Raw genomic sequence first — 25,558 nt, 5'->3', positions numbered from 1 at the left:
CCACATCAACCGCAAACATCCAACCGGTAAGCATAAAAAAAGGACTGCCCGTACGGACAGTCCTCCTATCAAACATTCAATATAGTTATTGCCTGGCCCGCTGCATCGGGTTGCCACCCGTAGATGCTCCGCGTACCGGCGCTTCCATTTTAAACAGTTCGAAACGGGAAGGAACTGCTGCACGCGGCCACATGTTATTTCCTTCGTTGATGTCCGCCGTTTCGCGGTATGGATCGACTTTGATCGCCGTTACGAGTTTATCCTTTGCAAACACTTTGGTGAATTTGTATTCGTTTTTGCGCCAGATGTAAGCAGGTACGGTTTCTACTTCTTTAGAGCCGTCGGTGAACGTCCATTCGATGATGACAGGCATTACCAGTCCGCCAACGTTGCTGAAGCTCAGTTCATAAAAGTTCTTTTTGCTATCGTACAGCTTTTTCTCTTCGGGAGATAAGCTGCTGGTGAATTTCGTGTAAGCCTCTTGCTGGGCGGGCGTTACAGCGAAACGGTCCCATTTGTTGTAGAAATCCTGCAGGCTGGTATCCTGGTCGATGGCGAATTTGATGCCGGCCTCACGGTTACGTTTCTGTGCGATGTGTTCGGCGTTAAAGCCCGCGGCATCTGCATCTACCTTATTTTCTACCGCCGGATTTTTAGAATCCATACGATACCACTTTACAGAATCCAGGGAAATATCTACCGGGTCGGTGCCGAAGAACCAACCGCGCCAGAACCAGTCCAGGTCAACGGCAGACGCATCTTCCATCGTGCGGAAAAGGTCGGCAGGCGTAGGATGTTTAAAGGCCCAGCGGCGTGCATATTCTTTAAAAGCAAAGTCGAACAGTTCGCGGCCCATGATGGTTTCGCGGAGGATGTTGAGACCTGTAGCCGGTTTTGCATAAGCGTTCGGACCGAATTGCGCGATGTTTTCAGAATTGGTCATAATCGGTTCCAGCTGGTCTTTCGGCATCTTCATATAATCAACGATCTTATGTGCCGGGCCGCGCTGTGACGGGTAGTTATTATCCCACTCCTGCTCTGCGAGAAACTGGCAGAATGTGTTCAGGCCTTCGTCCATCCACGTCCATTGACGCTCGTCGGAGTTCACGATCATCGGGAAAAAGTTATGTCCCACTTCGTGAATGATCACACCGATCATGCCGTACTTCGTCGCTTCGGAATACGTACCGTCTTTCTCTGCACGGCCGTAGTTGAAGCAAATCATCGGATATTCCATGCCGTTAGCCGCTTCTACCGAAATAGCCACGGGATAAGGATAAGGAATGGTGTGTTTGGAATATACTTTCAGTGTATGCGCCACCGCTTTGGTGGAATACTTGCGGTACAGCGGGTAAGCCTCCGGACCGTAGTACGACATCGCCATTGTTTTCTTTCCTTCTACGTTGGTAGCCATTGCATCCCAAACGATACGGCGGCTGGACACCCACGCGAAGTCGCGCACATTGTCGGCCTCGTACACCCAGGTTTTGCGGCCGCTCGCTTTGCTTTGAGCGGCTTTATTCGCCTCGTCGAGCGTCACGACTTCCAGTGGCTCTTTGGCTGTTTGCGCCTGCTGCCAGCGTTGAAACTGGGCGGCAGTCAAAACTTCTTTATAGTTACGGCATTCGCCGGTGGAGCCGATGATGTGATCGGCAGGCACATTAAGGCTAACGCGGAAATTACCGAACGTAAGCGCAAATTCACCGCGACCGGTAAACTGCTTGTTCTGCCAGCCCTGGAAGTCCGAATACACGGCCAGTCTCGGATACCACTGTGCCATCGTGTAGAGGTAGTTGTTATCCTCCTTAAAATATTCATAACCACCACGGCCGCCAACCGTCATACGATCGGTGATGTTATACCACCAGTCGATCTTCAGCTTCAGCTTTTCGCCGGGCATTAATGTTTTAGGCAGGTCTACGCGCATCATCGTCTGGTTCACCGTGTAGGGCAGCGCGTTACCACTGGCGTCCGTCAGTTTAACGATATGTACGCCCATGTCCGCATCATTACCCAAAATACCGTTCACCTGGCGCATCGTCATCCGCTCGCCCATTTTGCTCGGATCAAAATGCTGGTTGTCGCTTTTCGGATTATGTTCGTTTTCGTCCAGCTGCAGCCAGATGTATGTGAGCGGATCCGGGGAATTGTTGTAATAAGTAATGGTTTCGGAACCGGTGAGTTTTTGTTTCTCATCGTCCAGTGTAGCGGTAATATCGTAGTCCGCGCGCTGTTGCCAGTATTTCGGGCCTGGAGCGCCGGATGCAGAACGGTACATGTTGGGATCCTGCAACATGGTGCCCAACTGCTCGAATTTATTACCGTGGTTGGAGCCGGGATTGTTCTGCGCCATTACGGCCAGGTTGCCCGCCATCAGTAATCCCAGTAAAGCATAGTGTTTCTTCATAAACATAAACGATGCAATAGATTTTGTTTGTATGGTCGATGATCAGCCTTTGATCAATAAATTAAAACGTTCGATCGTCATGATCAGCGCAATGCCGAAAATGGCGGAGGAAAGGAACAACGTCCAGTCGCGCCGCTTCACTTTTCCGAAGTTCACCGCCAGGCCCGCTATCAGTAGAATTGCCGCAACGATGAGCAGTTGTCCGAACTCGAGGCCTACGTTAAATGCGAACAGCGGCATCACTACACTACCTTCCGTACCCAGTAAGCTTTTCAGGTAGTTGGAAAAACCCATCCCGTGCACGAGGCCGAAAAACAACGCCAGCCAATAACTCAACTGCACACGCTCAGGCGTTACGTCTTTATTCTTCCGGAATATATTCGTTAAAGCAGTAATCACGATCGTCACCGGTATCAGGAACTCGATCAGCGCAGACGATACTTTAATAAAGTTCAGCACGCTGAGCGCCAGGGTCACGGAATGCCCCACAGTGAAGGCCGTTACCAGTACCAGCACCTTTTTCCAGTCGCGCAGCAGGTATACAGCACACAGGGCGGCTATAAACAGGATGTGGTCGTAACCCTCCAGGTCTGCAATATGTTGCCAACCTAATTGAAAATACATCCCAAACTCACTCATCGCTAAAAATTATATAATTTTGGTAATTATACCCACAATAGATCAATTTTTAAAATATTTGGGAGAAATGGGGCTATTATTTTGTAAATGGCTGTTGCCACTCTACCTGCATCCGTTTTATGTGAGCGTTACGGAAATCAAGCACAATCCGGGTAAACAGCGGCTGGAAGTAAGCTGCCGCATATTTGCAGACGATTTTGAGAACACATTAAAGAAAAATTACAACACAACTTTTGATATCATCAAGCCAACCAATCGCCGGCTGGTGGACTCGCTCGCGGGGGACTATATCAAAAAGCACCTGGTGTTACAAGCCGACGGCAAACCCGTAAACCTTCGTTACCTCGGCTACGAAATCCAGGAAGACGCCGCCTGGTGTTACCTCGAAGCCCCTGCTGGTGCCACGCTGAACAAGCTGCGCCTGAAAGACGACCTGCTGTTCGAATCACACGAATCGCAAATTAATATGGTGCACGTGATCGTTAAAAACGAGCGCAAAAGCACCAAGCTCGACAATCCAAAAGCAGACGCGGAGTTTAACTTTTAGGGGACCAGCATTGGTTCTTTTTTCAGCCGCCGTTGTGTCACTCACTTCAGCGGCTTATTCATTTCCCGTCATGGCGAGCGCAGCGCGGCCACCCTCGTATGCAGTCTCCGCACAAGTGATTGCGACTGCCAGACTTACTACATGCGAGACCGGAGCGGAGGTTCGCTTCATTTCATTCGCGATGACGAGCGGGGAAAAACTGACGATCACCTTCTGTTATCAATAAACTTCACCGGCTTCCTGCTTCCCTCCGGGAATTGCATCTTCAATAACTCCTGCATGCTGCAATAGCGCAGCTGTGGTATTACGCGAAGTTTGCCCTGCAGGTACGAACGAACTTTACGTTCCATATCTTCCGACTCCTCCGTGGTGTGCAGGTGCAGTAGGATTTCATCGGTGCCTATTTCGTTGGAAAATACTTCTACTACAAACTCCTTCACGCCTTCCATATCGCTGAGCAAATCGAACAGCGCAGGCGGATAAAGCGTCGTGCCTTTGTATTTGATCATCTGTTTACGGCGACCGATGATCGGTGATAAGCGGAGGGTCTGCCGGCCGCAGGAGCAGGGCGTTTCGTCGTACTGACAAATATCGCCGGTTTTGTAGCGGAGTAACGGCATCGCCTCTACGCCAAGTGTGGTGATGGTCACTTCACCCGGCTGGCCCGGACCAACCGGCTGGTCGTTATCATCGAGGAGCTCTACGATCAGCAGCTCGGGGTGATGGTGGCCGCCCTGGCCGGCGTTACATTCTGTAAACGCAGTTTGCATTTCCGTGGAGGCGTAGGTGGAAAACAACTGGATGTTCCAGCTGTCTGTAATCTTACGTCCCAGCACGTTCAGCGAAAAATCTACGTTACGGATGTTTTCACCGATGCACACGGCTTTCTTTATCGAGCTTGCGTTAATGTCGATCTGATGTTCTTCGGCGTAGGCCATCAACTTTAGGATAAAAGAAGGAACGGCCACGATCGTGGTAGGCTGAATGCGTTGTATGTTTTCCCATTGCAGCGATGGTACGCCAGGGCCTACGCGTAAAACGCCTGCTCCGAGGCGACGAATACCCTGGTAGTAAGCCATACCTGCCATGAACTGGCGGTCCAGTGTGAGCATCAGTTGAAAAATATCGCTGTCCGTGCCGTTGGCGCAGGAGAACGAAATGTATTCGTTATAACTCAGTCGTTGTAAATCTTTTTCTGTGAGCGGCAGCACGACCGGTTTACCCAGCGTGCCCGAGGTGGTGGTATATTCCGCGATCTTACTTTTATCCACGCAAAGGAAATCCCAGTTGCGCTGTTGCAGGTCTTCTTTGCTCACAGGCGGCACCTTCACCAGGTCTTCCAGCGTGCGAATGCTGCCTGTATCTACACCGTGCTGATCGAACCATTCTTTGTAAAATGGCGAAAACTGGCGCAGGTAGCCCAGCAAATGTTGCAATTCCATTTCCTGGAACTGTTTGATCCTGCTTTTCGGTTGTAGTTCTATATCGGGTATATACATAGCCTTCTTTTAAAATCCTTCGATGATCACAAAGGCTGTGGCCATCGTTTTTACATGCGAAAGGGAAACAGATACTTGCCTGATGTTTCTTTCTGCATAAAGCTTTTCTGCGTCACCAATCAGATAGATTTCCGGTTTTCCGGCCGCATCGTTCCGTATTTCAATCTCGTAAAAATGGACACCACCATGGCCATAGCCAGTGCCAAGCGCCTTCAGAAAAGCTTCTTTGGCGGCAAAACGGGCGGCATAACTTTCGTACTTACTGCCCTGTAGTTCGCAATAGCCGATCTCGTGCGGTGTAAACACCAGCTCCCGGAAGCCCTGCCCTTTATCAATTTTGGCGGCTACACGTTCTACTTCCACGATGTCGGTACCTATCCCGGTGATCATTTTTTATGAATGCTTTCTATTTGTTTACGAATGTGATCCTCCTCCGCTTTGGTAGCAATTACCTTCGTAAGCGCCTGCTGGTAATAAGGCAGCGCCGCCTGGTATTGTTTACGTTTGTACAGGTAATCGCCTGCCAGCACGTAAGCATGGTAGTACTCCGGGTTATCGGCGATCAAACGTTTCACATCAATCTCTTTTCCATCGCTGATGTCTGCCTTTAACCGGCGGAAATCCACGAAACGTTTGTAATCCGGCGTCAGCAAAAAGGTATCGGCCGGAACGATGTTCGCACTATCACATATCTCATGATCGGTTTGCAACCCTTTCATGGCAAATACTTTATTGAGATCATAAGCGACGAATTCGCCTAACTGCCATGGCGCGGTCGACACCCATACTTTCAGCTGCTTCGGCTCAAACACGATGGCGTGGTGGGCGATCAGCTGGTTTACGGCCTTTTCGTTGCCCATCCCGATATTACTGTCGTTCAGGCCACGCTGATCGCGCAGGATGCCGATCGTTTTTTCGACAGTGTTCGGGCCGTTGCGTTGCAGCAGCTCGGCCAAACGTTTATAGCGGTAAGGAGAAGCGCTTTCTTTCATTTGTATGCCATTCGACTCCAGTTTGGAAAGCTCAGGGCTCTGGAAGTGGTTCGCACAGGTGATCTCGTCGCCTTTAGGATCGTACAGGGCAATGGTGTCAGGCGTTTTCTCGATCAGGGCAGCGCGATTATCTGCTGCAGAGCCGATCAGGAAAGATTCTGCTACGAACATTTTACGCTTCTTCGCAATGGCGTACGCCTGCTGAATGTTGCCTGCATATTGCAGTATTTCCCTGGCTACGAGCGACACGGGCGTTGCCGAGCCGGTTGGATAATCTGTCTTGGCCGCGTTGATCGTTACGGTCAGCCCCTGGTCGTTCATGCCGGATACCACGCCGGTAAAGCCCGCCCAGGTCACCATCATAAATTTATGTCCCTGCTCGGGGCGATAAAAAGCAATGATCTTATCTTCTGCAAACTCATCTCCCACATAAAAATCAAAGTTGCGGCCGATAATCAGGTTGCTGTCGGCAGACCGGCCATTCCAGGTACCGAAAGAGGTACAACCAACAAGGGCCATGCTTTGCAACGCGTGCCCGATATCGTGCGCGGCGTGGTAATTCATGATACGCTGAAAGTTGGTGCCAATAAAATCGTATTGATCGGAGGCAGAAAGCGATACGCCGTAAATTTCCTGCTGGTATTCTTCAACTACGTGGTCCAGCAAATGGCGGTTAAAGAAGCCGATAAAGTATTTAAGAAATTTAAGGTAGCTCTCCGATGGCACCATCTTTTTGAATTGTGCGGTAAACACATCCTCTTGCCGCTTCACCAGCTCAGCAGAGAGTTTGCCATACGCTACGCCCCTTTCAAACGGTTTGCCTTCCACGTATAATTCAAACAAGCCACTCTGGCTCTTACGGAACCAGCTGTTGCCCAATGTATAGGCGGTCGGACTAATTTGCGTTCGCTCCCATTGCAGCGGGGTTTTATCCGCTATTACCGGAGGGTCCATTTTACCCGCGCGCACCACATATATGCACAGCGCTATAATCAATATCAACAGCACGCCGATCGTCCACAGGACGATCTTTCCCAACCTACGCCATCCGCTACTGCGCTTTTTCATCTTTTCCAATGTTATTCCTTATTAATCGCTTCCAGTAAAGATTCCAGGCCGATAAACTCGCCGCAGGTAAGTACAGCGCTGATCGTTACGCCCAGAATACCGTGCAAGTTCAGGTTTTGCCCGGTAAGATACAAATTCGGCACCCGGGTGCGGGGCGAAATCAACGTCCGCATCGGGTCCTGGCTGTCTTTCATAATACCATACATCGACCCGTCGGTGGTGCCCATATAGTCACGTAACGTGAGCGGCGTGCCTACGCTGTACGACTGTATACAATTCCGTAAATCCGGGAAACGCTTTTCCAGCAGGCTGATAAGCTTCTCCGCCTTTTCACGCTTAAATGTTTCGTACTCCGGCCCGCGATCCGTTTCCCGCGACACGACATTGTAGGTATGCGCCCATGGCTGCACTTCCTCATAACGCATATAAGCCAGCACCGAAATACCGTCCGAAAAGCCTTCGTTATGGCTGTTATGCTGGAAGTATACGCCTACCGAGCCAGGCCAGGTGTCGGGTGTATAGTTTACCGCCGACCAGGCATTATCTGACTGGTGGAGGTACAGGTTATAGTTGTAATACGGGAAACTGCCCGGCTTGAGCGCGATGTTCAGCATCAAACAGGACATGGAATTTTCCAGCGATTGCAACCGGGTGCGGTAAGCCCCGCGGATCATGTCGCTGTCGAGCAGCTGCATGGTTCGCAACGGATGTACATTCGATATGAAATGTTTCGCTGCGATTTGTTCGCCACCGGCGATGGTTACATGCGTTACTGCACGGTTTTCTTCGGTGATCTTTATCACTTCTTTATACCGTTCAATGACGCCGCCGTTTTCGGTAATTACCCGTGAAAGGTATTTCCCGATCTGCGAGCCACCGTTCACACAGCGCCAGGCGCTTTCGATGTAACTGTTCGTAATCAGTGCATGCACGTAGAACGGCGTTTTGCCTGCCACCCCTGCGTACAAAAGATTATTACCTGCGAGCACCTGCCGCAGTTTATTGTTCCTTGTCAGACTGCTGATAAATTCAAACGCATCGATGCCTAATACCGACTGCTTTTCTTCTGCCGTACCGGTCCGGAGGTTATATAGCGGAAAGCAGGCGCAGGTTTCCTGTATGGCTTTGCAATAAGCGTTTATCGCATCTTCCTCACCAGGAAATTGCTCACAAAGACCTTTGATGAACTGCTCGTACCCCTGCCCCATCCTGTATTCCACCGGATCACCATCGAAAACGATGCGATCAAAGCCTTTATCGTCCAGGCGTTCGATGTTCAGTTTGTCCATGATGCCGGCATAACGAAACAGCTTGTAAAGCGTTTGTCCCGCTGCCAGTCCGCCGATATAATGCACGCCACTATCGAACAGCACCTTATCGCGACTGAAGGTTTGCAGGCAGCCGCCGATCTGTTTGTTCTTTTCCAATATACATACACGATAACCATGTTTGCTGAGAATAGCTCCGCAAAACAGGCCGCCAAGGCCGCTACCAATGATGACGACATCAAATGAGCGTTTGTTCATGCTTTAGTACAAAAATGATATTGGAAGTAAATTTCGTGTTATCAATCTGTTCTACGGAGACGCCGTGTTTAGCCGCCAGCGCGCGAATAGTCGAGGCTTTCAGAAACGATAACTGATTTTCGCTCTTATTGAAACCCAGTATTTTGGTAGAAAATAATTCAGTGAGTTTGGTCCCCTTGTGTCGCTCTTCCAGTTCGGCATCGCCATCCCGAATGATGATACTGCCGCCTGGGTTCAGGTGTTCGATGCAGCGGACGATCAGCTGTCCCTGATCTTCGGATTTCAGGTAATGCAGTACATCGCTGATGATGAAAGTGTCGTAGTGACCAAACGCGTATTGGGTCACATCTGCATGTACAAAGTTGATATTTTCGTTACGCAGGTAACCGTGACTGGCCGTAGCAATTTTGTCTTCGTCATAGTCCACGCCGGTCACATGACGGCCGGGCCCTGCCCAGTTCAGCATATAACTCAGGAAACCGTATCCACACCCGATATCCAGCACCTTCCCCTGTTTAGGTACTAGCTGGTTAAAGAGTTCGTAATTGTTTTCCAGTTTCGTTTTGATGCGCATGTACCATTCCAGCACCGGGCCTTTGTAAATATAGTTGTAGATCATCTGCTCGCGGAAGTACTTCGGCACTTCTGTTTCGGCGCGCAGCTGTTCATATTCCTTCTTAAAATATTTGCTGATGGATTTTGTTCTTGCGGCATACCCTTCACCCCATGAAGAATCGCTCTGCGGGATGCGCGGCAGGTATTTCACGGTCACCGTTCCATCTTTTAGTAAAAAATCACTTTTCGACATCGTGTAGGCGGTACCGTGTAATATGATTGGCAACACATCCAACCCTAATTGTTCGGCCAGGTAAAATGCACCCTTATGAAAACGTTTGATGTTGGTATCAGGCGAACGCGTGCCCTCTGGGTAGACTACGACCGAATAGCCCAGTTTTACCTTTTCGCGGATCTTGTCAACGCTGCCTTCTGCGCCCTCTGCTACGGGGTAATAATCGGCCATACGTACCACTGCGCCGAATATCGGCGACTTCCACACCCACTCATTGGTAAGCAATATCACCTGCGGATGATACATGGTAGAAGCGAGAATATCGAGGAAAGACTGGTGGTTACTGATGATGACAGCCGGCTTTTTTAACTGCTCGTTCATCGGATTGATACGCCGCTTCTTCACATTTACCATGATGTGTAACACAGACCAGGTAAACTTCGACAATAAAACGTGATACGTAAACTTGATCTTCTCACTTTTAACAGGATTAAACCTGATGAAGATCCAGCCGATCAGTGTCATGATCCAGCTGCCGAGCGCGAAATAAGTGAGCGAGAACACCGACTTCGACCAACCGTGTAGCGTCCAGGGAGCGCGACCTTTCTTCACCCTGTTGGTGATGAGCCAGTTAAATAAGAATGGGATCATTACCTGCGAAATCAATACCACACAACCAATACCGATGATCGAGATGAGCGCGATGGAACGAAGCGAGGGATGTTTAGCGAAGATGAGCACGCCTAGGCCGAGCATGGTCGTGATTGCGGAAAAGAAAATAGAAGATTTGAACGAGGGAAGATGTTTACCACCCGTGCGGTATTCCTGCAAGAGGCCATCCATCGTGAATATGCTGTAATCATCTCCCAACCCAAAAATAAAAGTAGAGAGAATGATATTAACGATATTAAACTTGATGCCGAAAAGCCCCATGATGCCGAGTATCCATACCCAACTGAGCATCATCGGGATAAACGTGATCAGCGCCAGTTCGATACGTCCGTAAGAAATAAGTAAGGCGACGAATACCAATACCCCCGTCATCCAGGCGATGCTGTTGAATTCCTCCTGGATCACTTCCGCGAGGCGGTTGGCGGTGTACTGTTTATCGAAGATGACGGTATTAGCGCGGCCATCCAGCGAGGCATACACATCTTGCTTCTTCGCGGGATCGGCTTTTAAGATCGTAACCACCGAGGCAGCGTTGCCTTGCCGCGTAATAAAATCGCCGAGGAAACCCGTCTGCAATAAACCTGATGTTTCGGCAGACAAAGTGCTGTAAGATTTATCGAGCAATGCTTCAAAAGGTGCAAAGGCTTCCGGTTTAAACTTGTATTGCGCGGCTTCCGCTTTTAATGCCGCCAGCAATTGCTGCTTTTTTCCTGGCGTCCAGTAAGCGTTCCAGCGGGCGATGCGGGCGCGTTGTCCGGCTTCGGAAAGTAACAGTCCGCCTACGCCGGATACTTTTTTTACGGCACCGTCCTGTACAAGTTTCGACAACTCACTACTCAATGCTTCGCGGTGTTGCAGGGCCTCATCCAACGTTTTGCCTTCGGAAAGCAAATAGATATTTTGGGCGGCGTACTGGTTAATGCGATTGAGCTTATCTTCCGCGATCTTCAGTTTATCCGGCATGAAGTTCATGCGCATCATATCGCTTTCGAAACCGACTTTGCGCATGGTAAAGAAAAACACGACTGTAAGCGCGAGTATGCCGTATACAAGGTACTTATTGCGTTCGGGGCGATAGGCTGCCAGTCTGTCGATAATGTTATGCGACGCCGCTACCTGCCGTTGTTTACCGAGTACGATGAAATGCGGTAAAAAGATCAGCGAAAACAGCGACGCACCGATCAGGCTGCAGGCGGCGAATAGACCAGTATCCTGCAACATGGGCGATTTTACGAACTGTAAACAGAGGAAACCGCCAATCGTAGTGAGTCCACCGATCGTCATCGGCAACGACAAATCCTTCAACACCAATCGTATATCCGGTAAGTGCCGGTAGTGATTGAACACATGCAGCGAATAATTCACCGCGATGCCCAACACCACGCAACCGCCACCCAGTGCGATAACGGAAATGCTGCCCTGTACGAAGTACACCATCGCGAGGGAGAACAGGCCGCCGAATACGACAGGCATCATCACCAGTAGCGGCGCGCGTTTGCGGCGAAAGAACAGGCCGATGAGGATCACGAGCAGTACGACCGTAATGCCCTGCGTAAACATCGTGTCCTGCCGCAGTTGTTGCGCGTTACCCACCGATACGGCGGTGGCGCCGAAATAAGAAGCTTCTACGCCGGGGTATACCCGGTGCAGACTATCCACCAGTTTATCCAATCCCGCCAGGAATACAGCATTTTTGCCAGTGGCGCCGGGCGGATTGGAAGGCGTTATAAATATCATCAGGTGGCGAAGGTCTTTCGTCACCACAAAATTATCGTAGAGGTCAAACTGCTCATCATACTGCAACTGCTGTAACTTCTTCACCCCCAGCCACGATATGCCTACCGGATCTTGCCGGATCATCTGTTTCATGACCATGCCGGCCGGTGAAAGTAGCGTGTTATAATTGGAGGCAAGTGTTTGCTGTAGTTGTGTTGTTGTGATGAGCGTATCAATGCGCTGGTAATCTTTTTCTTCTAAAAAGATGGGCAGGTTTTCGCGGATGGCCCCCATTACTTCCAGCATGGCAGCATCGTCTGTTTGCGCCTGTATGGTTTTGATGTAAGGCTGCCATTGTGCCTGTGCCTGTTCGCTAAGGGCAGCGGCGAAGGCGGTCAGACTATCGGGGTCGGCGGCTGCCGACGTATCTTTCTGAGAAATAGTGACCACCAGCTTATCCGCAAAACGGGAGCTTTGCAGGAATTGTTGCAGGCGGTCGATCTTTTGGTCGCGGGGTAAAATGCGGGTAATGTCTTCTTCCAGTTTTATCCTGGAAGCAAAAAAGGCAACGAACGCAAAACTGAGAGCCGCGCAAAGCCACAGCAGGGTCTTACGTTTATTGAAGAAGTTGTAGATCGCTATGAAAAAATTACCCATAAATATTAGTTAGCCTTGGCAGCCGCCTTGCGTCGCAACATAGCGAGCAGCACCCACGAAATCAACCAGCTGGCAATACCGGCTACGATAGCCAGTGTTATGCTGCCGTAAAGGTATTGTACCGCGTTTAGTTTAATACTTTCCAACGTTATACCCCGGCTGAAAAACAAATCTGTTGCGCCTCTTCCTACCCAAATCTTACCCATCAGAAAGCTTAGCGTAATAATCGCAGGGATCATGGGTGGAATACTGATATTCGCAGCAATAATCACCAACCCTTTATTTAAGCGCATAACGGTGGCCAATGCAAGGGCTGCAATCATCTGGAAACCCCAGATAGGAATAATGCCCATGAACACGCCAAAACCTATCGATGCGGCCTTCTTTGCATTCGACTCGTCACGGCTGATCACGTGTTTTTCTAAAAAAGCTTTACGCCCTTCCGCCCGCAACATCGTACGGATAAAGTCACGTGGATGGATATAAAAGAACGAGATGAGTACCAGCACGGTATTAAGGATCGTGATGCGCGTAATGTCGGCTCCCGGTCTGAAGTGCGAAATACGCTCACCCTTCGGCGGGTAATATACCTTGATGGGCGCCCACTCGACCTTTGTGCCTTTCCAAACCGAGCGTACCACCACTTCCACCTCAAACTCGTATTTATTGCAAAACGATCGCATGCGGCCTATACGGTGAATCGGGTAAAGACGAAAGCCACTTTGCGTATCGGGTGCTTTAATGCCGGTTTCTACCCAAAACCAGAAGTTCGAGAATTTATTGGCGAACGTATTCTGGCTGGGCATGTTTTCCTGTTGCAGGTTGCGCGCACCGATGACGATCGCATCTTTTTTCTCATCCAGTTTATCGAGAAAGGTAGGCAGGTCACTGGCGAAGTGCTGGCCATCACTATCCATCGTAATAGCATGATCATAGCCCTGCGACAGTGCATACCGAAATCCTTTCCGCAGCGCGTAACCTTTACCGTGATTGGGCTTATAGGCCACTACCTGCAATTCCGGAAATTCTTCCAGCACCCTGGCAGTTGCGTCTGTGGCACCATCGCTCACAATAATAAGGTGGCGGGTCATGGCCAGTACGGAGCGGATAACGTCGCCCAGTGTAGTCGCGTTATTATAAGTAGGTATCAGCACACAGGCTTTGTGCGCTTCAAAACGGGCATCATATGGAGCGGGCGAATACATTACTGCTTAACGGTGAAAAGTCCCTGGAATTTTAAGAATATCAGCTCACTGCTTTTGATCTGCGCGGTCACTTTCAACTCCTGCGTTTCGAGAACAGCGTATTTGATCTCCACGTCTACCGCAGGTTGTTTGTTCGGATCGATCATGTTCAGGAACTTCATGTTCGATGCTTTACGCACCATCACATTTTTCTGAAGCGCATTGCCTAATATTTCCTGGATGGTTTGCATCATACAAACGCCGGGTACTACAGGCTGACCGGGAAAATGGCCTTCGAATATCGGGTGGGCAGCATTCCAGGCGATGGCCGTGCTAATGGTCTCGCTGGTTTGCTCCTGCTGTGTTACGGTGTAAAATTTTCCTGCTAACATTATTTTATAACGCGTTGTGATGAAATATTGAATTTGAATTTCTGGTGTATGATGTCGAGCGAATCAGGAATACCTTCACGGTAAGCCTTCATCCACAGGTCTACGACAGGTTTGCGACGGCTGCCGTTCTGTACTTTGATCAGTTCCCGGCAATTGGCGGCGGTAATGTAATACACCGCACCTTTATCCAGCTTCACTTTTACGTATTGCTGCCCGTCCCGCTGCAACACTTCGGCCCTGGAAAAATCGTATGGCATCAGCAGCATTTCAAAGTCCTTCCGCAACGTCTTTACCACGGCCTTTCTATCCATCTTCGGCGTTACGTAGTATTTCGTAAAACCGCCATCGGCATCAAACCCAAAATCGAAGAACTTGAAACCCATTTCGTTGGTAAACACGATGCGCATGCTGCTGTCTTCCATTTTTTTAAAAAGCAGCAAGCCGGAAAAGTGATTGTTCAATACATCCACCTGGGTGTTGTAAATCACCGTGCCTTCGTACTGCGGCCGGAAGCGCCCCACGCAGGCAGCGTCGCCTGGTGCCTTTTGTAATCCTTTGTAGGAGGACGTACAGGCGCACAACAGCAACAGGCTATTTAACAGCAAATACTTCATCCGGGATGTTTACGTTCACTTCTTTATTTACGAAGGTCATGAGTGTATCGTCGCCGCTCTGTTCCTGCATCTGCATCTTCGTAACGGAATAATCTTTTTTATCGACCCATAACACGATCTTCCTGAAATACTCTTTAATACCTTTTGATACCGGCGTCATTTCCAGCTGAAAGTATTGCGCATTCTCAAACACTTTGGTAGAGAAACCGGCATTGTTCAATACATTGCCTTGTACACAGTCCGCCGTAATGCGGCTTACCTGCTGAAACACCTTGCTCGATTTTGCCGATATCCGTTGTTCCTTTTTGTTGTCTTTTGTTTTGATATCTTTCCCGTTAATGACCACCAGGTAGTACGACGGCTGCTGGTACTCCATCTTCACCTTATCTTCCTTTTTGAACCAGAATTTGCCTTTACTCGTGATTTTTTCACTCAGCAAACTCAGATTTTTTTCCTGTACAAAATCGCTCTTTATAGATTTTGTTTGCTGGGCGGTTTTGGCAAACTGTTGTTTAAACTGCTCCAGGTTGGCTACCGGTTTAAAGCCAGTGCTTTGCGCCTGCACGGCCGTACTCACCAGGCATGCTATGATCCATATCCATTTACGCATAAGCCTTCACGTTTAATAATTTATCAACTCGTACAATCTCAAAGCCTTTATTACGCAGGCTTTCAATCAGTTCAGGCAATATCTGTACCGTAATCGCGCAGGTATCGTGAAACAGGAATACATCACCCGGACGCACATTCCGCAATACGCGCTGTAACAGCAGTTTACCATCGCGGGCCACGGTATCCAGCGAGCGGATGCTCCAGCCAATGCTCTCGTACCCGCCTTTGCGAATAGCTTTTGCCAGGTTAGGATTCGTAACCCCATAAGGCGGGCGAAATAATTTAGGCTGATGCCCGATGGCCGTGGCAATCGCCGTGTCGGCCTGTTTAAGTTCTGCCAGCATGCGCGACGTACCATACATATCAAACCAAAAGGCGTGTGAGAAGCTATGATTGCCGATCACATGCCCTTCTTCGTGTACACGTTTGAGTAATTCCGGCGCTTGCGCCGCACGTTGCCCAATACAGAAAAAAGCACCAGGCACCTGATGCTCTAATAAAATATCGAGTATTTGCGGGGTAATTGCCGGAGAAGGCCCATCGTCAAAAGAGAGGGCCACCTGCTTTTCCTGCGTGACCGCCCGGTTATGTACAGGCGTAAAGAAGCTGAGGGAAATATCACTTGCACCCCAGGCCAGCAAAGCGATGAAACATACGCCCATCATGCCCCATATCCACCAGGCCACCGGCCCGTTCATGAAATGGAACACCAGCGACAAGCAAAAAGCTGCCGCGAACAGGATGCGTATGGTGGTATAGTTTAGCATGCCGATACGAGCGACGCCGAATAATGCGTGCCCTGGTACTGGTTTACAATTAATATATTTTTGAAAGATGCGGGTGCCGTGCCTTTCAGCAAGGCCACCTTTTGCGTACGCAGCGCCTGTACCGCCATGAACAGCGCAAAGGCCGAAGCCGTTGGATACTCGCCACTCAGGTGCTTAAACCCTGCAACAGGTTTGCCTGCAAACAGCTCATCTTCCAGGTCGTTCAATATCGCATCGTTCGCCGCATCGCCGCTACGACCGGTGATGATCACATCAGGTACCGTATCTCCCAGGTATTGTTCGATAAATGTTTTTACTTCTTCTCTGCCAGAAGGTTTGTATAGCGTACCTGGCATGTGTATCGCCACCGTTGCATTACCTTGTTCGCTGCTCAATACAAAGAAGCCAGATCCTTCGCCGTTAATGGTGCCTTCACCAGCTTCGTTCAACAGTTTCGTACTATCGCTGCTGTTAGTTCGGAACAAGCCGAAACGGGAAAGAATAGTATGACTATGATCGGTAATCTCGTCCAGCCCGCCAGCGAGCACCGTTTTGGCGCTGCCTTCCTGCAATATCATAAGACTGTCCAGCAGCGCGCTTTCGAACGAAAAGGCGCGGTGAACGAAAGTATTGTTATAAGCATGACAACCGAGCATGAGCGCAATTTGTCCTGCTACGGTGTTATGGGTGCTTTGAATAAAGGCGGTGGGCGTCAGCATTTCTTCCTGCTGACTGACCATTTTATTGAGAAACACGCTCGTATCGGCCAGGCAGCCGTAAGCGGTGCCGGTGATGATCGCATCGGGCATGGTAATACCGGCATCCTGCAAACTGAGTTGCGAAGCGCCTACCCCCATTTTGATCACGCGGCTCATACGGCGGATGAGTTTCACATCGATCCACTGTTTGTAATCAGGATCGGCTACGGCCAGGCGATTGCCTTCGTAGCTTCTCACATTTTCCAGGAATGGGGCACCCGACGCAGTATCCTGCGGAGAAATGCAGCCGGCTCCATGTATGTATGCTTTCATTCCTTTTATCTTGAAAAAATTACACTCGAACAATTGCCTCCAAAGCCAAATGAGTTAGACATCACATGCCTCAAATCATTGCCTTTGGAGAAGGTCGTGGCAGGCGAAAAAGGCAGTTCCTTCATTTGCGTGGTAAACTGTGCGTTCGGGTAAATGATCCCTTCCTTCACCGCCAAGGCACTAAACACGGCCTCAATGCCACCACTCGCTCCCAGGGTATGCCCGGTGAACGATTTGGTAGAACTGGCTGGCGGAATGGTTGCCCCGAACAACCGCACGATCGCCGTACCCTCAGACACATCATTATTCTGCGTACCAGTACCGTGCAAATTGATATACGCAATATCGTTCGCCTGCAGCCCGCTCATTTCCAGCGCGCCTTTCATGGCCAGGTAGTTACCGGTACCATCGGGCGAGGAGGCGGTTTGGTGATAGGCGTCGTTCGCATTCGCAAAGCCGCTTAAACTGCACCAGGCCCCCTGAGGTAACTGCGCCGCTATCTTTTCAGATACCAACACCACGTAACCTGCACCTTCACCCAGGTTGAGGCCAGTGCGGGTATCATCGAAGGGACGGCATTTCTGCTGGTCCAATATCATGAGGGTGTTAAAACCGTTCAGCGTAAAACGGGTAAGCGCATCTGTACCACCGGCGATCACTATATCCACCACGCCATTCCTGATCAGGCGCGAGCCGTACATCATAGCGTTAGCGCCGGAAGAACAGGCGGTGGAAATGGTCGACATATGATGACGGATGCCCAGCGCATCACCTACCAGCTCGGTAATAGTACCACATTCATGGTTAACAACACCTTTCAGCCTGCCTTTGGATGCATCCGGCAGGAAGTCTTCCATGAAGTCTTCGGTTTTGTCCATACCACCAACGGTATTGGCAGATACGAAGCCTACACGGTAATCGCTGATGTTGCCTAAACCGGTACTATCCCAGGCCGCCTTAGCTGCGATCATGCTCAGCAAAGCGGTACGGGTAGTATGTTCCGGCATGCCGGCCATTTGGGCCAGCGTGGCATTGTCCGCTTTTACTTCCGCAACGGGAAAGGTGTTTTTGTGCGCAGAACGCAGGTATTGCATAGCGCCCATACCGGGTTCCATGCGGGCAAACGTCTGCAGGCAGGCATCTAATGTATGCCCGATACCACAAATCACGCCGCCGCCGGCTACCAGCACCTTACCGCTCATTATGCGGGTTGATTAGCGGTGATAAACTCGGCCATGGTACGCACGGAATGAAAGATCTTCGGTCCATCTTCCGGGTTGGCCATACGAATGCGGTAGTGCTGTTGCAGCAATACGATCAGCTCCAGCGCGTCAATAGAATCGAGGCCAAGGCCATCTTTGAACAAGGGCTGATCATCGCCAATGTCTTCGGGCTTTACTTCCTGTAAATTCAATTGCTCGATGATCTGGGCTTTCAGATCTGCCATCAACTTTTCCATATTATGATTGATACAATTTTTCAACTTGTTCCGCAGAAAAGGGCAATGCCACTCCCCGCGTTTCTTTTTCTACTAAAAATACCACCGCCTCGAAATCCTCATGGTACTGCTCTATCCAACCGCAGATGCACGCCCTGGCGGCGTTGGTGTCGAGCAGTTGTTGCGCGTAGGCAGTCATCATCGGTATATCAAATGCATCTGCTACGAAAAAGGCGTTCTCTCCTTTAAACTTGTGGCGGATGCTGATTTCGCCGGTCACGATATTGGGCAGCGTGTATACGAACAGCGCAGGACTCGCAATATCACTCACGGTCTGGTAATACTTTTCGTCCGTGTCGAGGCTGGCACTGCGGTTGGCGAACACCAGTGCTGTGTCTTCCGCGGCGTAACCTGTCATCGGCATATCCTGCAGCAACAACTCGGTCGCCAGCCATCCCAGTTTGCTGAGGTGGTCCATTTTATGGAACTTCTGGTACTGACCGGCAAACTGGTCGTACAGGCGGCGCAGGAAATCCTGCATGGGAGCGGCGCTTTCGTTGGTCAGCACCTCTCCGTTCCTTATCACCTTGTACGGACGAATAATCGTATATGCGTTAATGCTATTCAAAACTCTTTATTTTATCGGTCGCCACGATCGTGCGCGCTAACCGCCTGGGCGCCGTATCGTGAGCCGCCACAAACGGATTGCTCGTATCCCACACATACCCGGCCAGTACGGAGCAAATCTGCTGTTTAATGTTTTCGTCCGGGTTCTTACGAAAGAAAATAGTGTCCAGCACGCCTTCGTACCAGGCCATCACGTAAGAACGGAAAACGTTCACGCCCTGCATGGTAGGCTCCATGTATTCTTTTTCCCAATCTACGGCTTCGCCTCTCAGCTTTTTGATCACCAGTTTCGCGGCAGTTTGGCTCGATACGGTAGCCAAAGTTACGCCGGAAGAGAATATCGGGTCCAGGAACTCGGTTACATTCCCGGTAAGTACAAAACCTTCTCCGTAAAATTTATCAGTCGTAGCGCTCCAGGCCTCTAATATCCTGGGCTCGAATACTAACTCCACATCCCGGAAACGTTCGCGGGTATACGGCTCAGACTCAAGCATGGCGCGGTATTTCTCTTCGTTATTACCCTCAAATCCTTCAAAAAATGTGGGGTCACTTACAAAGCCCAATGACGTAATGCCGGTAGAGAACGGGATAATCCAGATCCAGGTACCTTTTTTATGCACCACGGCAGTAATCCTGTTCGGCTCGGCATCCATATTCCTTTTCAGGTCTACGGTGTGCGCGAACAGGGCTTTACGCGGCTGTAGCACAGATTCCTTTTCCAGGTTGAACAACTTGGGAATCACCCTGCCGTAACCGCTGCCATCAACGATGAAGCGGGCTTCGATTTCCTTCTGATTACCATCGATATCTTCCACCGTGGTGACAGAATCAGACCCATTAAATTTGATAGCGGTTACCGAGGTTTCAAATTCAACAGGCACACCCATTTCCTGCACCGCGTTGGCCAGCGTAGTGTCGAAGTCGGCACGGGGCACCTGCCAGGTCCACTTCCAGCCATCGGTATATTGATTCTCGAAGGTGAAATCACATATATCTTCACCCTTTACGAATTTAGCGCCGAACTTCTTCTGGTACCCTCTTTTCTCGAGAGCGTCCACGAACTTCGCCTCAGTGAGCGCTTCCATACATCGCGGCAAAAGACTTTCACCGATTACAAAACGCGGGAACTTTTGCTTCTCCACTATTTTTACGGTATAACCTGCCTGGTGTATGATAGATGCAGCTACCGTTCCCGCGGGTCCGGCACCTATCACTAATACGTCCACTTTTTCTTTCTTCATAAAGGGGTAAGTTGGGATGTTTATAGGTTGAGTTAATCTTAGGCTTTTTTACACTGGAGCAAGGTGTAGCTCAGTCCCATACTATGGTTCTCATTCACGATCTGCAACCCTGCCTGTTTTACGCACTCATAAAACACTTCGGAATAGTACATCTGGCTGTTACCATTTGCCATGGCGGTAAAGTACAGGGATGTTTGCTGCAGGCTGAACGCCGCGGCTTTAAACACCTGCTTATCCCAGAAAGGCTCCAGGATATATACACTACCGCCGTCGTTCAGGGCTTCGCGGCAACGGCTAAGGATAGAGATAATTTCAGCTTCGGAGAAACAGTCGAGGAACTGGCTCATCCAGATGGCATCGAAGCCGGTGGGGAAAGGAATACTTTCGTCCAGGATGTTATTCACGTGAAAGGATACACGATCGATAAAACCGGCCTCAGTGATATTTTTAGTGGCGCGCGCTACCTGGCCGGGCAAATCGAATATGGTGATCTGCACTTCCGGATCGTGGGCGGCTGCAGCCATAGTAAACTTACCGGTGTTACCGCCTATGTCCAACAGTTTCTTCGGCTTATGTTCGAAAATGATAGGCAATACCTGCGGAAAGGCGAGGTCGGAATAATAGTGGTCGAAGTCATACCAGCTTTTGCCTTCTTTCGGCGGCAGGATGGTGAGTCCTTCGTAAATCGTTTCCCAGGGCCCCAGTTCTTTTAAACCTGCGGGTTTACCCCCGGTAATCGCTTCCTGAAGATGGAACATGCCTTTGTAGCAAATATCATTGCTAAAGTCCATGTTGATGCGGGTAAGCTGATCGTGCTCTATAAAATGGCCCGTTTTAGTGAGCACATATTTCTTTTCGTCGTTGATGATCAGCATTTCCATACCCAGACCGGCTTCCAGCAGTACACGTACGCCGTAGCGGCTAAGGCCTGTTGTATCGATAATTTCTTCAATGGTCACGCCTTTCATGCCTTTGTCGGCAATGGCTTTGAGAATACCCAGGTCGCGCAGCGCTTTTGCTGCCTGAAACACTACGGGGGCAAATGCGATCCAAAGTGCCTGCTCCTTGGCCTGCAAAGCTGTTTTCGTTTCCTTGTTAAAGAATTGCATGCTGATTATACTAGTCGTTTAAGAGTGAATATCTGATTTACTAAACACCATGGCTGCATTGCAGCCTCCGAAACCGGAGGTGGTTTTGATGAAATGCCGCATATCGCGGGCTAATGGGGTACCATGACAAACGTTCAACGGCATAGGTACTCCGTGTTGGCTATATCCTTTTGTAGGTATTATAATATTTTGTTCCAGCGAGCGCATGCCGATGATGGCTTCTACGAGCCCGGCCGCTCCCAGTGTATGGCCATAATAACCTTTCAGGCTATTCACCGGCACTTCCTGCAAACCGGCGAAGTTGAAAGCTTTCGCTTCCATTTCATCGTTGTACAAAGTAGCCGTTCCATGGGCCGATACGAAGCCGATATCTGCAACGGTCAAACCGCTGTTAATGATCGCCTTGTTCACCGCGCCTCCCAATTCTTCACCTGTACGGGAAGGACCCGAAATATGATTCGCATCGTTGCTGGAAGCACCTTCACCCAGCACAATGCCTTTTGATTTGCCTGGATCAGCAGTCAGTATTACGGTTGCCGCCGCTTCTCCTAAACTGATGCCGTTGCGTGCGGCATCGAAAGGTTTGCAGGGCTCGTTACTTACTGCCAGGAAGGACTGGAAGCCGGATAATACGAACCGCGTAAACACATCGGCCCCGGTAACGATTACCTGGTCGTACTGCCCGGAGCGAATGAGCCGCTGCCCGATAATAAGGGCGAGCAGACCTGAAATACAGGCGTTGCTGATCACCAAAGGTTTACTCGTCATACCGAAGTAATCCGCTATCTTCTGCGCAGAAGGAAATAACTGCAGCGCGGAAGGCTGGGCGGTTTCATCAGCGATCTTCTCAATATTTCCTTTGGTGGTAGACAGGATGAATGCTGTTCGTTCATCCTTTACCGGTATATCGGTCTGCGACAGCGCGTCTTTTACAGAGAGGATGCAAAGGGTTTCGAACTTTGAAAGTCTGTCCGGGACGCGGGTCTCACTTGCGTAATCGCCATTTTCCTTAAACCCTGCCAGCTGCTCCCCGGTAATGACCGATCCATAAAAAGGCGCAGCCGCCAGGGACAGATCGTTGTGTAAACGGATGCCGCTCCCGCCCCGGCGCACCTCGTCAAAGTTGGCGGCCGTGGTGTTCCCCAAAGGAGAAATAATATTATCTGCTGCTACAAACACCGTTTTCATATTCACCAGATTATATCAACCCATGTTCTTTTTTCCAATGCTGGAAAAAGTCCGGGGCCACCAACTGAAGCTCACTTTTATCTTTGTCGAGAAACACCTGTACGGTCGATCCCGTTGCCACAATATCCCTGGTAGCTGCGTTGTATAAAGTATATTCAAATCTCAGTTTAGCGGCGGCGGTGTTCACATACCGCGTTTCCACGATCACACTGTCGCCGTAACGGAGCGATTTTTTAAAGTTGCATTCCACGCTCACTACCGGCACCGTATACCCGTGGGCATAAATATCCAGGTAGCGCAGGCCGTATTTGTTACCGAAAGCTTCCCTCCCGTCTTCAAAATAACGCACATAGTGGCCATGCCACACGATGCCGAGCGGGTCGGCTTCATTAAATTTAACCAGGATCTCTGCGCGGTCACTCAATACTTGCATGAAATGGTTTCTCTCTTGTTTAAATTGATCTTATTCGCCCGCGTACTTCGCTCTCCAGGCTTTGTATTGTGTTTTACCAATGCTGTCGAGTATTTCCTTTACCGGGTTAGCCCAGTAGTTGCGGAAAGTAAATCCACCGAAGCGACCTATATCGCCGGTCATACGCTCTGTAAGCAACACTTTTTTGGTAGCCAGATCGATAATAGTTACATAGTAGGAGGCCGACTTTTCCGTTTTGGAAAACGCTTCGCATACAAACAAGATACCCAGGCCTTTATAATCAGCGAAGTTGTAAGTTTTTACCACTGCGTCGATGTCGGCGGGCTTGAGGCGATGGAAGTCGGCGGATTTCGACGACTTGATCTTATCGGCATTGATCTTGCCGTTTTTCTTGTGGCTTTCTTCCAGGTCGGTATCTACGCGGTTTTTGTGGAAGGCATCTGCCAGCTTGAATTTTTTTGGTTCGTTTACGATCAGGTCGTTTAAGGCTGGAAGTTGTTTTTCCACGATATCGTCCTGGTTGGCGGCTTCATCACCAATAAGGCGCATCTGTGTAAAGTCGATGCCAAAATAAGTCAACTGCGTGTCGGAGTTGAATAAATCTTTGATTCCCTGGGCGTTGGCGTTCACGCTCAACACCAGCGATGCAAATGCTGCAAAAAGTACTGGTTTCAGTTTCATGTTTATCTGTCTTTATTTTTGAGGGACAAAAATCTTCATTTCACACTCGGCCAACAGGCGTCCGTCCTGGAACACGCTGCCTTTGGCGATGGTGGCGCCCATCACTTCCCTTTCGATAGCGATCAGTGTTTCGATGCTGGTGCCTGCTGCGGGCAATTCCAATACTTCCAGGTTGCTAACGCCGCCAATGTAGCCGATCGGCACAGGTTCGTTGCGCTGTTTGGCCAGGTAGCCTACACGTACCGCGGCCGACTGCGCAATGTTCTCTACCAGTCCGGGAGGCATTAGAACGCCATTTTCTACAAAAACATTATCCGGCTCCACGTCAAATCCTGTCCGCAGCTCCGCATCATCCGCACGCAACAGCCTGTGCACCATAACGATGGGTGGGCGTTGGGGGATGTATTGAGTAATTTCTTCTTTAGTTACTAGCATCGTAAACAGTTAAGTTTTAAACCGCACGCGCAAATGTAATACTCCTTTTGCGAAGTTGCGCGGAGGTTCCAGTTGGCAGGACCGCAATTTACGGAGATTTTCAGGCTTTATCGCCAGCCGGGTCTGCGGGCGACTTATCCCAGAAGTCGTAATAATTAAACCATTGAATGGGGTATTGTTTCACTTTTTGCTCCATGGCGGCCGCAAAATCGTGTATGGCTTCCTGTATGCCTTCCTTCCGGCGACCATGGTACTCGCGGGGTTCGGTGGCGTACAAGTGATAGTGGGTATCGGTTTCTTTAAAAGCAAATACGAAGGAAACGGGTACTTTGAACGTTGCCGCCAGTTGGAAAGGCCCCAGCGGGAACAGCGCATCCTCGCCCAGGAAAGGCACCTGTAAGGTTTTGTTGCCCGGCATAAAACGATCGGCATGCATACACACCAGCTCCTGGTTGCTTAACGCATCACTGATCGCATAAATATGTGATAAGTCGTTTTTGATCACGATTACGTTCACCACGCGATCGCCGGTAATCGAGGTAAGGTACTTTTTAACCTGCTCATGCTCACCGTCGAACATCACGATGTTAATTTTTGCTTTCAGGCGGGTAAACAGGTGCCCGGCAACCTCCCAGTTGCCCAGGTGAGCGCTGAGCATAATGCCGCCCCTGCCCCCGGCTACCATGTTGTGCAGGTGATGCTCGCCATCAAACTCGAAGGTAAAGGGATTGGGTATGTTGGCCATTACCACCACCTTGTCGAGAATGGTCTGACCAAACACATAATAATTGGCGTACAGGCTACGTATGCTGCGCCACCTGCCATACCCGATCTTCGTACGAAAATAATGTAGGATAGCCCGCGACGAGCTGGTAGAAAAGAGGAAATAGTAGGATGCGACGAAATACAGGAACACATATGCTGCGCGAACACCTCCATACCGCAACACACCATAAAAAATACTGTACCCGAGCTTATTCGCTTTCGACTTACCTTGCCAGGACGGCATTATACCAGGGCTTTTTGTTCAAGACGATTGATCACGTATTCATAAAAATCCTGGAAGGTAACAATACCCTGAAAATCTTCGGGCTTTACCTTAAAACCAAAATTGCTTTCGATCACTACCACCAGGTCAATATAATCCAGGCTGTCAAGCTCCAAAGTCGCTTTCAGGTTCGCTGCAGGTGTAATACTTTCAGGCGCAACTTCAAATTCCTCCACAAGGAATGCGTTCGTCCTCGCTATGATATCCTTAACTTCCATAATTTATTGTTCCAGATATAGGTTGAA

Annotated in this window: 25 protein-coding genes; 1 reads left to right on the top strand and 24 read right to left on the bottom strand. The window is 49.8% G+C overall.

What is annotated here, in order from left to right; translation table 11 throughout:
* Nucleotides 1-85: 85 nt before the first annotated feature.
* Entirely contained in the window at nt 86-2,413 is a 2,328-nt protein-coding gene (locus tag MKQ68_RS02170; protein ID WP_264281884.1) for a M1 family metallopeptidase, read from the bottom strand.
* A 36-nt stretch (nt 2,414-2,449) separates the two neighbouring features.
* Nucleotides 2,450-3,046, bottom strand: coding sequence for a HupE/UreJ family protein (locus MKQ68_RS02165; RefSeq protein WP_264281883.1), 597 nt, complete (start codon nt 3,044-3,046; stop codon nt 2,450-2,452).
* Between the two features lie 67 nt (nt 3,047-3,113).
* On the opposite strand from MKQ68_RS02165, the gene MKQ68_RS02160 reads away from it, so the two are divergent.
* Nucleotides 3,114-3,593, top strand: coding sequence for a DUF6702 family protein (locus MKQ68_RS02160; protein ID WP_264281882.1), 480 nt, complete (start codon nt 3,114-3,116; stop codon nt 3,591-3,593).
* 206 nt (nt 3,594-3,799) lie between these two features.
* On the opposite strand, the gene flxY is transcribed toward MKQ68_RS02160, so the two are convergent.
* The 22 genes from flxY to MKQ68_RS02050 all read right to left on the bottom strand — a co-directional run bounded on the left by flxY (nt 3,800) and on the right by MKQ68_RS02050 (nt 25,531).
* Nucleotides 3,800-5,092, bottom strand: coding sequence for a flexirubin biosynthesis putative acyl-CoA ligase FlxY (gene flxY / locus MKQ68_RS02155; RefSeq protein WP_264281881.1), 1,293 nt, complete (start codon nt 5,090-5,092; stop codon nt 3,800-3,802).
* Between the two features lie 9 nt (nt 5,093-5,101).
* Complete coding sequence (gene acpS / locus MKQ68_RS02150) at nt 5,102-5,482, bottom strand: holo-ACP synthase (RefSeq protein WP_244837025.1); 381 nt, start codon at nt 5,480-5,482, stop codon at nt 5,102-5,104.
* Entirely contained in the window at nt 5,479-7,152 is a 1,674-nt protein-coding gene (locus tag MKQ68_RS02145; RefSeq protein WP_264281880.1) for a C45 family peptidase, read from the bottom strand. Before MKQ68_RS02145 ends, acpS begins: the two co-directional genes overlap by 4 nt.
* 11 nt (nt 7,153-7,163) lie before the next feature.
* Complete coding sequence (locus MKQ68_RS02140) at nt 7,164-8,678, bottom strand: phytoene desaturase family protein (protein WP_264281879.1); 1,515 nt, start codon at nt 8,676-8,678, stop codon at nt 7,164-7,166.
* Nucleotides 8,659-12,513 carry a trifunctional MMPL family transporter/lysophospholipid acyltransferase/class I SAM-dependent methyltransferase gene (locus tag MKQ68_RS02135; protein ID WP_264281878.1) on the bottom strand — a complete coding sequence of 1,285 codons (3,855 nt, stop codon included), beginning with the start codon at nt 12,511-12,513 and terminating at the stop codon, nt 8,659-8,661. The genes MKQ68_RS02140 and MKQ68_RS02135 overlap by 20 nt, the downstream gene beginning before the upstream one ends.
* Before the next feature lie 5 nt (nt 12,514-12,518).
* Nucleotides 12,519-13,718 carry a DUF2062 domain-containing protein gene (locus MKQ68_RS02130; RefSeq protein WP_264281877.1) on the bottom strand — a complete coding sequence of 400 codons (1,200 nt, stop codon included), beginning with the start codon at nt 13,716-13,718 and terminating at the stop codon, nt 12,519-12,521.
* On the bottom strand, nt 13,718-14,089 hold the full coding sequence (locus tag MKQ68_RS02125) for an ApeI family dehydratase (protein ID WP_264281876.1): 372 nt from the start codon (nt 14,087-14,089) through the stop codon (nt 13,718-13,720). The genes MKQ68_RS02130 and MKQ68_RS02125 overlap by 1 nt, the downstream gene beginning before the upstream one ends.
* Complete coding sequence (gene lolB2, locus MKQ68_RS02120) at nt 14,089-14,703, bottom strand: flexirubin biosynthesis protein LolB2 (protein ID WP_264281875.1); 615 nt, start codon at nt 14,701-14,703, stop codon at nt 14,089-14,091. Before lolB2 ends, MKQ68_RS02125 begins: the two co-directional genes overlap by 1 nt.
* Entirely contained in the window at nt 14,681-15,313 is a 633-nt protein-coding gene (gene lolA2 / locus MKQ68_RS02115) for a flexirubin biosynthesis/transport protein LolA2 (RefSeq protein ID WP_264281874.1), read from the bottom strand. The genes lolB2 and lolA2 overlap by 23 nt, the downstream gene beginning before the upstream one ends.
* On the bottom strand, nt 15,306-16,082 hold the full coding sequence (locus MKQ68_RS02110; protein WP_244837040.1) for a polysaccharide deacetylase family protein: 777 nt from the start codon (nt 16,080-16,082) through the stop codon (nt 15,306-15,308). The genes lolA2 and MKQ68_RS02110 overlap by 8 nt, the downstream gene beginning before the upstream one ends.
* Nucleotides 16,076-17,113 (bottom strand): beta-ketoacyl synthase N-terminal-like domain-containing protein, encoded by a 1,038-nt coding sequence (locus MKQ68_RS02105; RefSeq protein WP_264281873.1) that lies wholly within the window; start codon nt 17,111-17,113, stop codon nt 16,076-16,078. Before MKQ68_RS02105 ends, MKQ68_RS02110 begins: the two co-directional genes overlap by 7 nt.
* A 5-nt stretch (nt 17,114-17,118) precedes the next feature.
* Nucleotides 17,119-18,315, bottom strand: a complete 1,197-nt coding sequence (locus tag MKQ68_RS02100) for a beta-ketoacyl-[acyl-carrier-protein] synthase family protein (protein ID WP_264281872.1) — start codon at nt 18,313-18,315, stop codon at nt 17,119-17,121.
* Nucleotides 18,315-18,572 carry a phosphopantetheine-binding protein gene (locus tag MKQ68_RS02095; protein ID WP_244837043.1) on the bottom strand — a complete coding sequence of 86 codons (258 nt, stop codon included), beginning with the start codon at nt 18,570-18,572 and terminating at the stop codon, nt 18,315-18,317. The genes MKQ68_RS02100 and MKQ68_RS02095 overlap by 1 nt, the downstream gene beginning before the upstream one ends.
* Nucleotide 18,573: 1 nt before the next feature.
* On the bottom strand, nt 18,574-19,179 hold the full coding sequence (locus tag MKQ68_RS02090) for a hypothetical protein (RefSeq protein ID WP_244837044.1): 606 nt from the start codon (nt 19,177-19,179) through the stop codon (nt 18,574-18,576).
* Nucleotides 19,172-20,419, bottom strand: coding sequence for an NAD(P)/FAD-dependent oxidoreductase (locus MKQ68_RS02085; protein WP_264281871.1), 1,248 nt, complete (start codon nt 20,417-20,419; stop codon nt 19,172-19,174). Before MKQ68_RS02085 ends, MKQ68_RS02090 begins: the two co-directional genes overlap by 8 nt.
* A gap of 38 nt (nt 20,420-20,457) precedes the next feature.
* A complete protein-coding gene (locus MKQ68_RS02080; protein ID WP_244837047.1) occupies nt 20,458-21,528 on the bottom strand; it encodes a methyltransferase in 1,071 nt (356 codons plus the stop codon).
* A gap of 18 nt (nt 21,529-21,546) precedes the next feature.
* Nucleotides 21,547-22,716: a beta-ketoacyl synthase N-terminal-like domain-containing protein gene (locus MKQ68_RS02075; RefSeq protein WP_264281870.1), complete on the bottom strand. Its 1,170-nt coding sequence runs from the start codon at nt 22,714-22,716 to the stop codon at nt 21,547-21,549.
* Nucleotides 22,717-22,726: 10 nt separating this feature from the next.
* Nucleotides 22,727-23,149 carry an acyl-CoA thioesterase gene (locus tag MKQ68_RS02070; RefSeq protein WP_264281869.1) on the bottom strand — a complete coding sequence of 141 codons (423 nt, stop codon included), beginning with the start codon at nt 23,147-23,149 and terminating at the stop codon, nt 22,727-22,729.
* Between the two features lie 30 nt (nt 23,150-23,179).
* Nucleotides 23,180-23,830, bottom strand: coding sequence for a hypothetical protein (locus tag MKQ68_RS02065; RefSeq protein ID WP_264281868.1), 651 nt, complete (start codon nt 23,828-23,830; stop codon nt 23,180-23,182).
* A 12-nt stretch (nt 23,831-23,842) separates the two neighbouring features.
* Nucleotides 23,843-24,265: a hotdog family protein gene (locus MKQ68_RS02060; protein WP_264281867.1), complete on the bottom strand. Its 423-nt coding sequence runs from the start codon at nt 24,263-24,265 to the stop codon at nt 23,843-23,845.
* 100 nt (nt 24,266-24,365) lie between these two features.
* Nucleotides 24,366-25,274 (bottom strand): lysophospholipid acyltransferase family protein, encoded by a 909-nt coding sequence (locus MKQ68_RS02055; protein ID WP_264281866.1) that lies wholly within the window; start codon nt 25,272-25,274, stop codon nt 24,366-24,368.
* On the bottom strand, nt 25,274-25,531 hold the full coding sequence (locus MKQ68_RS02050; RefSeq protein ID WP_264281865.1) for an acyl carrier protein: 258 nt from the start codon (nt 25,529-25,531) through the stop codon (nt 25,274-25,276). The genes MKQ68_RS02055 and MKQ68_RS02050 overlap by 1 nt, the downstream gene beginning before the upstream one ends.
* Between the last annotated feature and the right edge of the window lie 27 nt (nt 25,532-25,558).

The sequence above is a fragment of the Chitinophaga horti genome (assembly GCF_022867795.2).
GTDB classification, from domain to species: Bacteria; Bacteroidota; Bacteroidia; order Chitinophagales; family Chitinophagaceae; genus Chitinophaga; species Chitinophaga horti.
The sequence above is the reverse complement of the archived record's forward strand: the minus strand, read 5'-3'. Positions and strand labels throughout refer to the sequence as shown.

Bases quoted from the DNA above. Each gene is read 5' to 3' on its own strand.
- MKQ68_RS02070 (WP_264281869.1), bottom strand. From the start codon at position 23,149: ATGCAAGTATTGAGTGACCGCGCAGAGATCCTGGTTAAATTTAATGAA.
- MKQ68_RS02160 (WP_264281882.1), top strand. From the start codon at position 3,114: ATGGGGCTATTATTTTGTAAATGGCTGTTGCCACTCTACCTGCATCCG.
- MKQ68_RS02060 (WP_264281867.1), bottom strand. From the start codon at position 24,265: ATGCTAGTAACTAAAGAAGAAATTACTCAATACATCCCCCAACGCCCA.
- MKQ68_RS02080 (WP_244837047.1), bottom strand. From the start codon at position 21,528: ATGCAATTCTTTAACAAGGAAACGAAAACAGCTTTGCAGGCCAAGGAG.
- MKQ68_RS02140 (WP_264281879.1), bottom strand. From the start codon at position 8,678: ATGAACAAACGCTCATTTGATGTCGTCATCATTGGTAGCGGCCTTGGC.
- lolA2 (WP_264281874.1), bottom strand. From the start codon at position 15,313: ATGCGTAAATGGATATGGATCATAGCATGCCTGGTGAGTACGGCCGTG.
- MKQ68_RS02105 (WP_264281873.1), bottom strand. From the start codon at position 17,113: ATGAAAGCATACATACATGGAGCCGGCTGCATTTCTCCGCAGGATACT.
- MKQ68_RS02125 (WP_264281876.1), bottom strand. From the start codon at position 14,089: ATGTTAGCAGGAAAATTTTACACCGTAACACAGCAGGAGCAAACCAGC.
- flxY (WP_264281881.1), bottom strand. From the start codon at position 5,092: ATGTATATACCCGATATAGAACTACAACCGAAAAGCAGGATCAAACAG.
- MKQ68_RS02095 (WP_244837043.1), bottom strand. From the start codon at position 18,572: ATGGAAAAGTTGATGGCAGATCTGAAAGCCCAGATCATCGAGCAATTG.
- MKQ68_RS02135 (WP_264281878.1), bottom strand. From the start codon at position 12,513: ATGGGTAATTTTTTCATAGCGATCTACAACTTCTTCAATAAACGTAAG.
- MKQ68_RS02170 (WP_264281884.1), bottom strand. From the start codon at position 2,413: ATGTTTATGAAGAAACACTATGCTTTACTGGGATTACTGATGGCGGGC.
- MKQ68_RS02100 (WP_264281872.1), bottom strand. From the start codon at position 18,315: ATGAGCGGTAAGGTGCTGGTAGCCGGCGGCGGCGTGATTTGTGGTATC.
- MKQ68_RS02130 (WP_264281877.1), bottom strand. From the start codon at position 13,718: ATGTATTCGCCCGCTCCATATGATGCCCGTTTTGAAGCGCACAAAGCC.
- MKQ68_RS02065 (WP_264281868.1), bottom strand. From the start codon at position 23,830: ATGAAACTGAAACCAGTACTTTTTGCAGCATTTGCATCGCTGGTGTTG.
- MKQ68_RS02085 (WP_264281871.1), bottom strand. From the start codon at position 20,419: ATGAAGAAAGAAAAAGTGGACGTATTAGTGATAGGTGCCGGACCCGCG.
- MKQ68_RS02145 (WP_264281880.1), bottom strand. From the start codon at position 7,152: ATGAAAAAGCGCAGTAGCGGATGGCGTAGGTTGGGAAAGATCGTCCTG.
- acpS (WP_244837025.1), bottom strand. From the start codon at position 5,482: ATGATCACCGGGATAGGTACCGACATCGTGGAAGTAGAACGTGTAGCC.
- MKQ68_RS02165 (WP_264281883.1), bottom strand. From the start codon at position 3,046: ATGAGTGAGTTTGGGATGTATTTTCAATTAGGTTGGCAACATATTGCA.
- MKQ68_RS02055 (WP_264281866.1), bottom strand. From the start codon at position 25,274: ATGCCGTCCTGGCAAGGTAAGTCGAAAGCGAATAAGCTCGGGTACAGT.
- MKQ68_RS02075 (WP_264281870.1), bottom strand. From the start codon at position 22,716: ATGAAAACGGTGTTTGTAGCAGCAGATAATATTATTTCTCCTTTGGGG.
- MKQ68_RS02110 (WP_244837040.1), bottom strand. From the start codon at position 16,082: ATGCTAAACTATACCACCATACGCATCCTGTTCGCGGCAGCTTTTTGC.
- lolB2 (WP_264281875.1), bottom strand. From the start codon at position 14,703: ATGAAGTATTTGCTGTTAAATAGCCTGTTGCTGTTGTGCGCCTGTACG.
- MKQ68_RS02050 (WP_264281865.1), bottom strand. From the start codon at position 25,531: ATGGAAGTTAAGGATATCATAGCGAGGACGAACGCATTCCTTGTGGAG.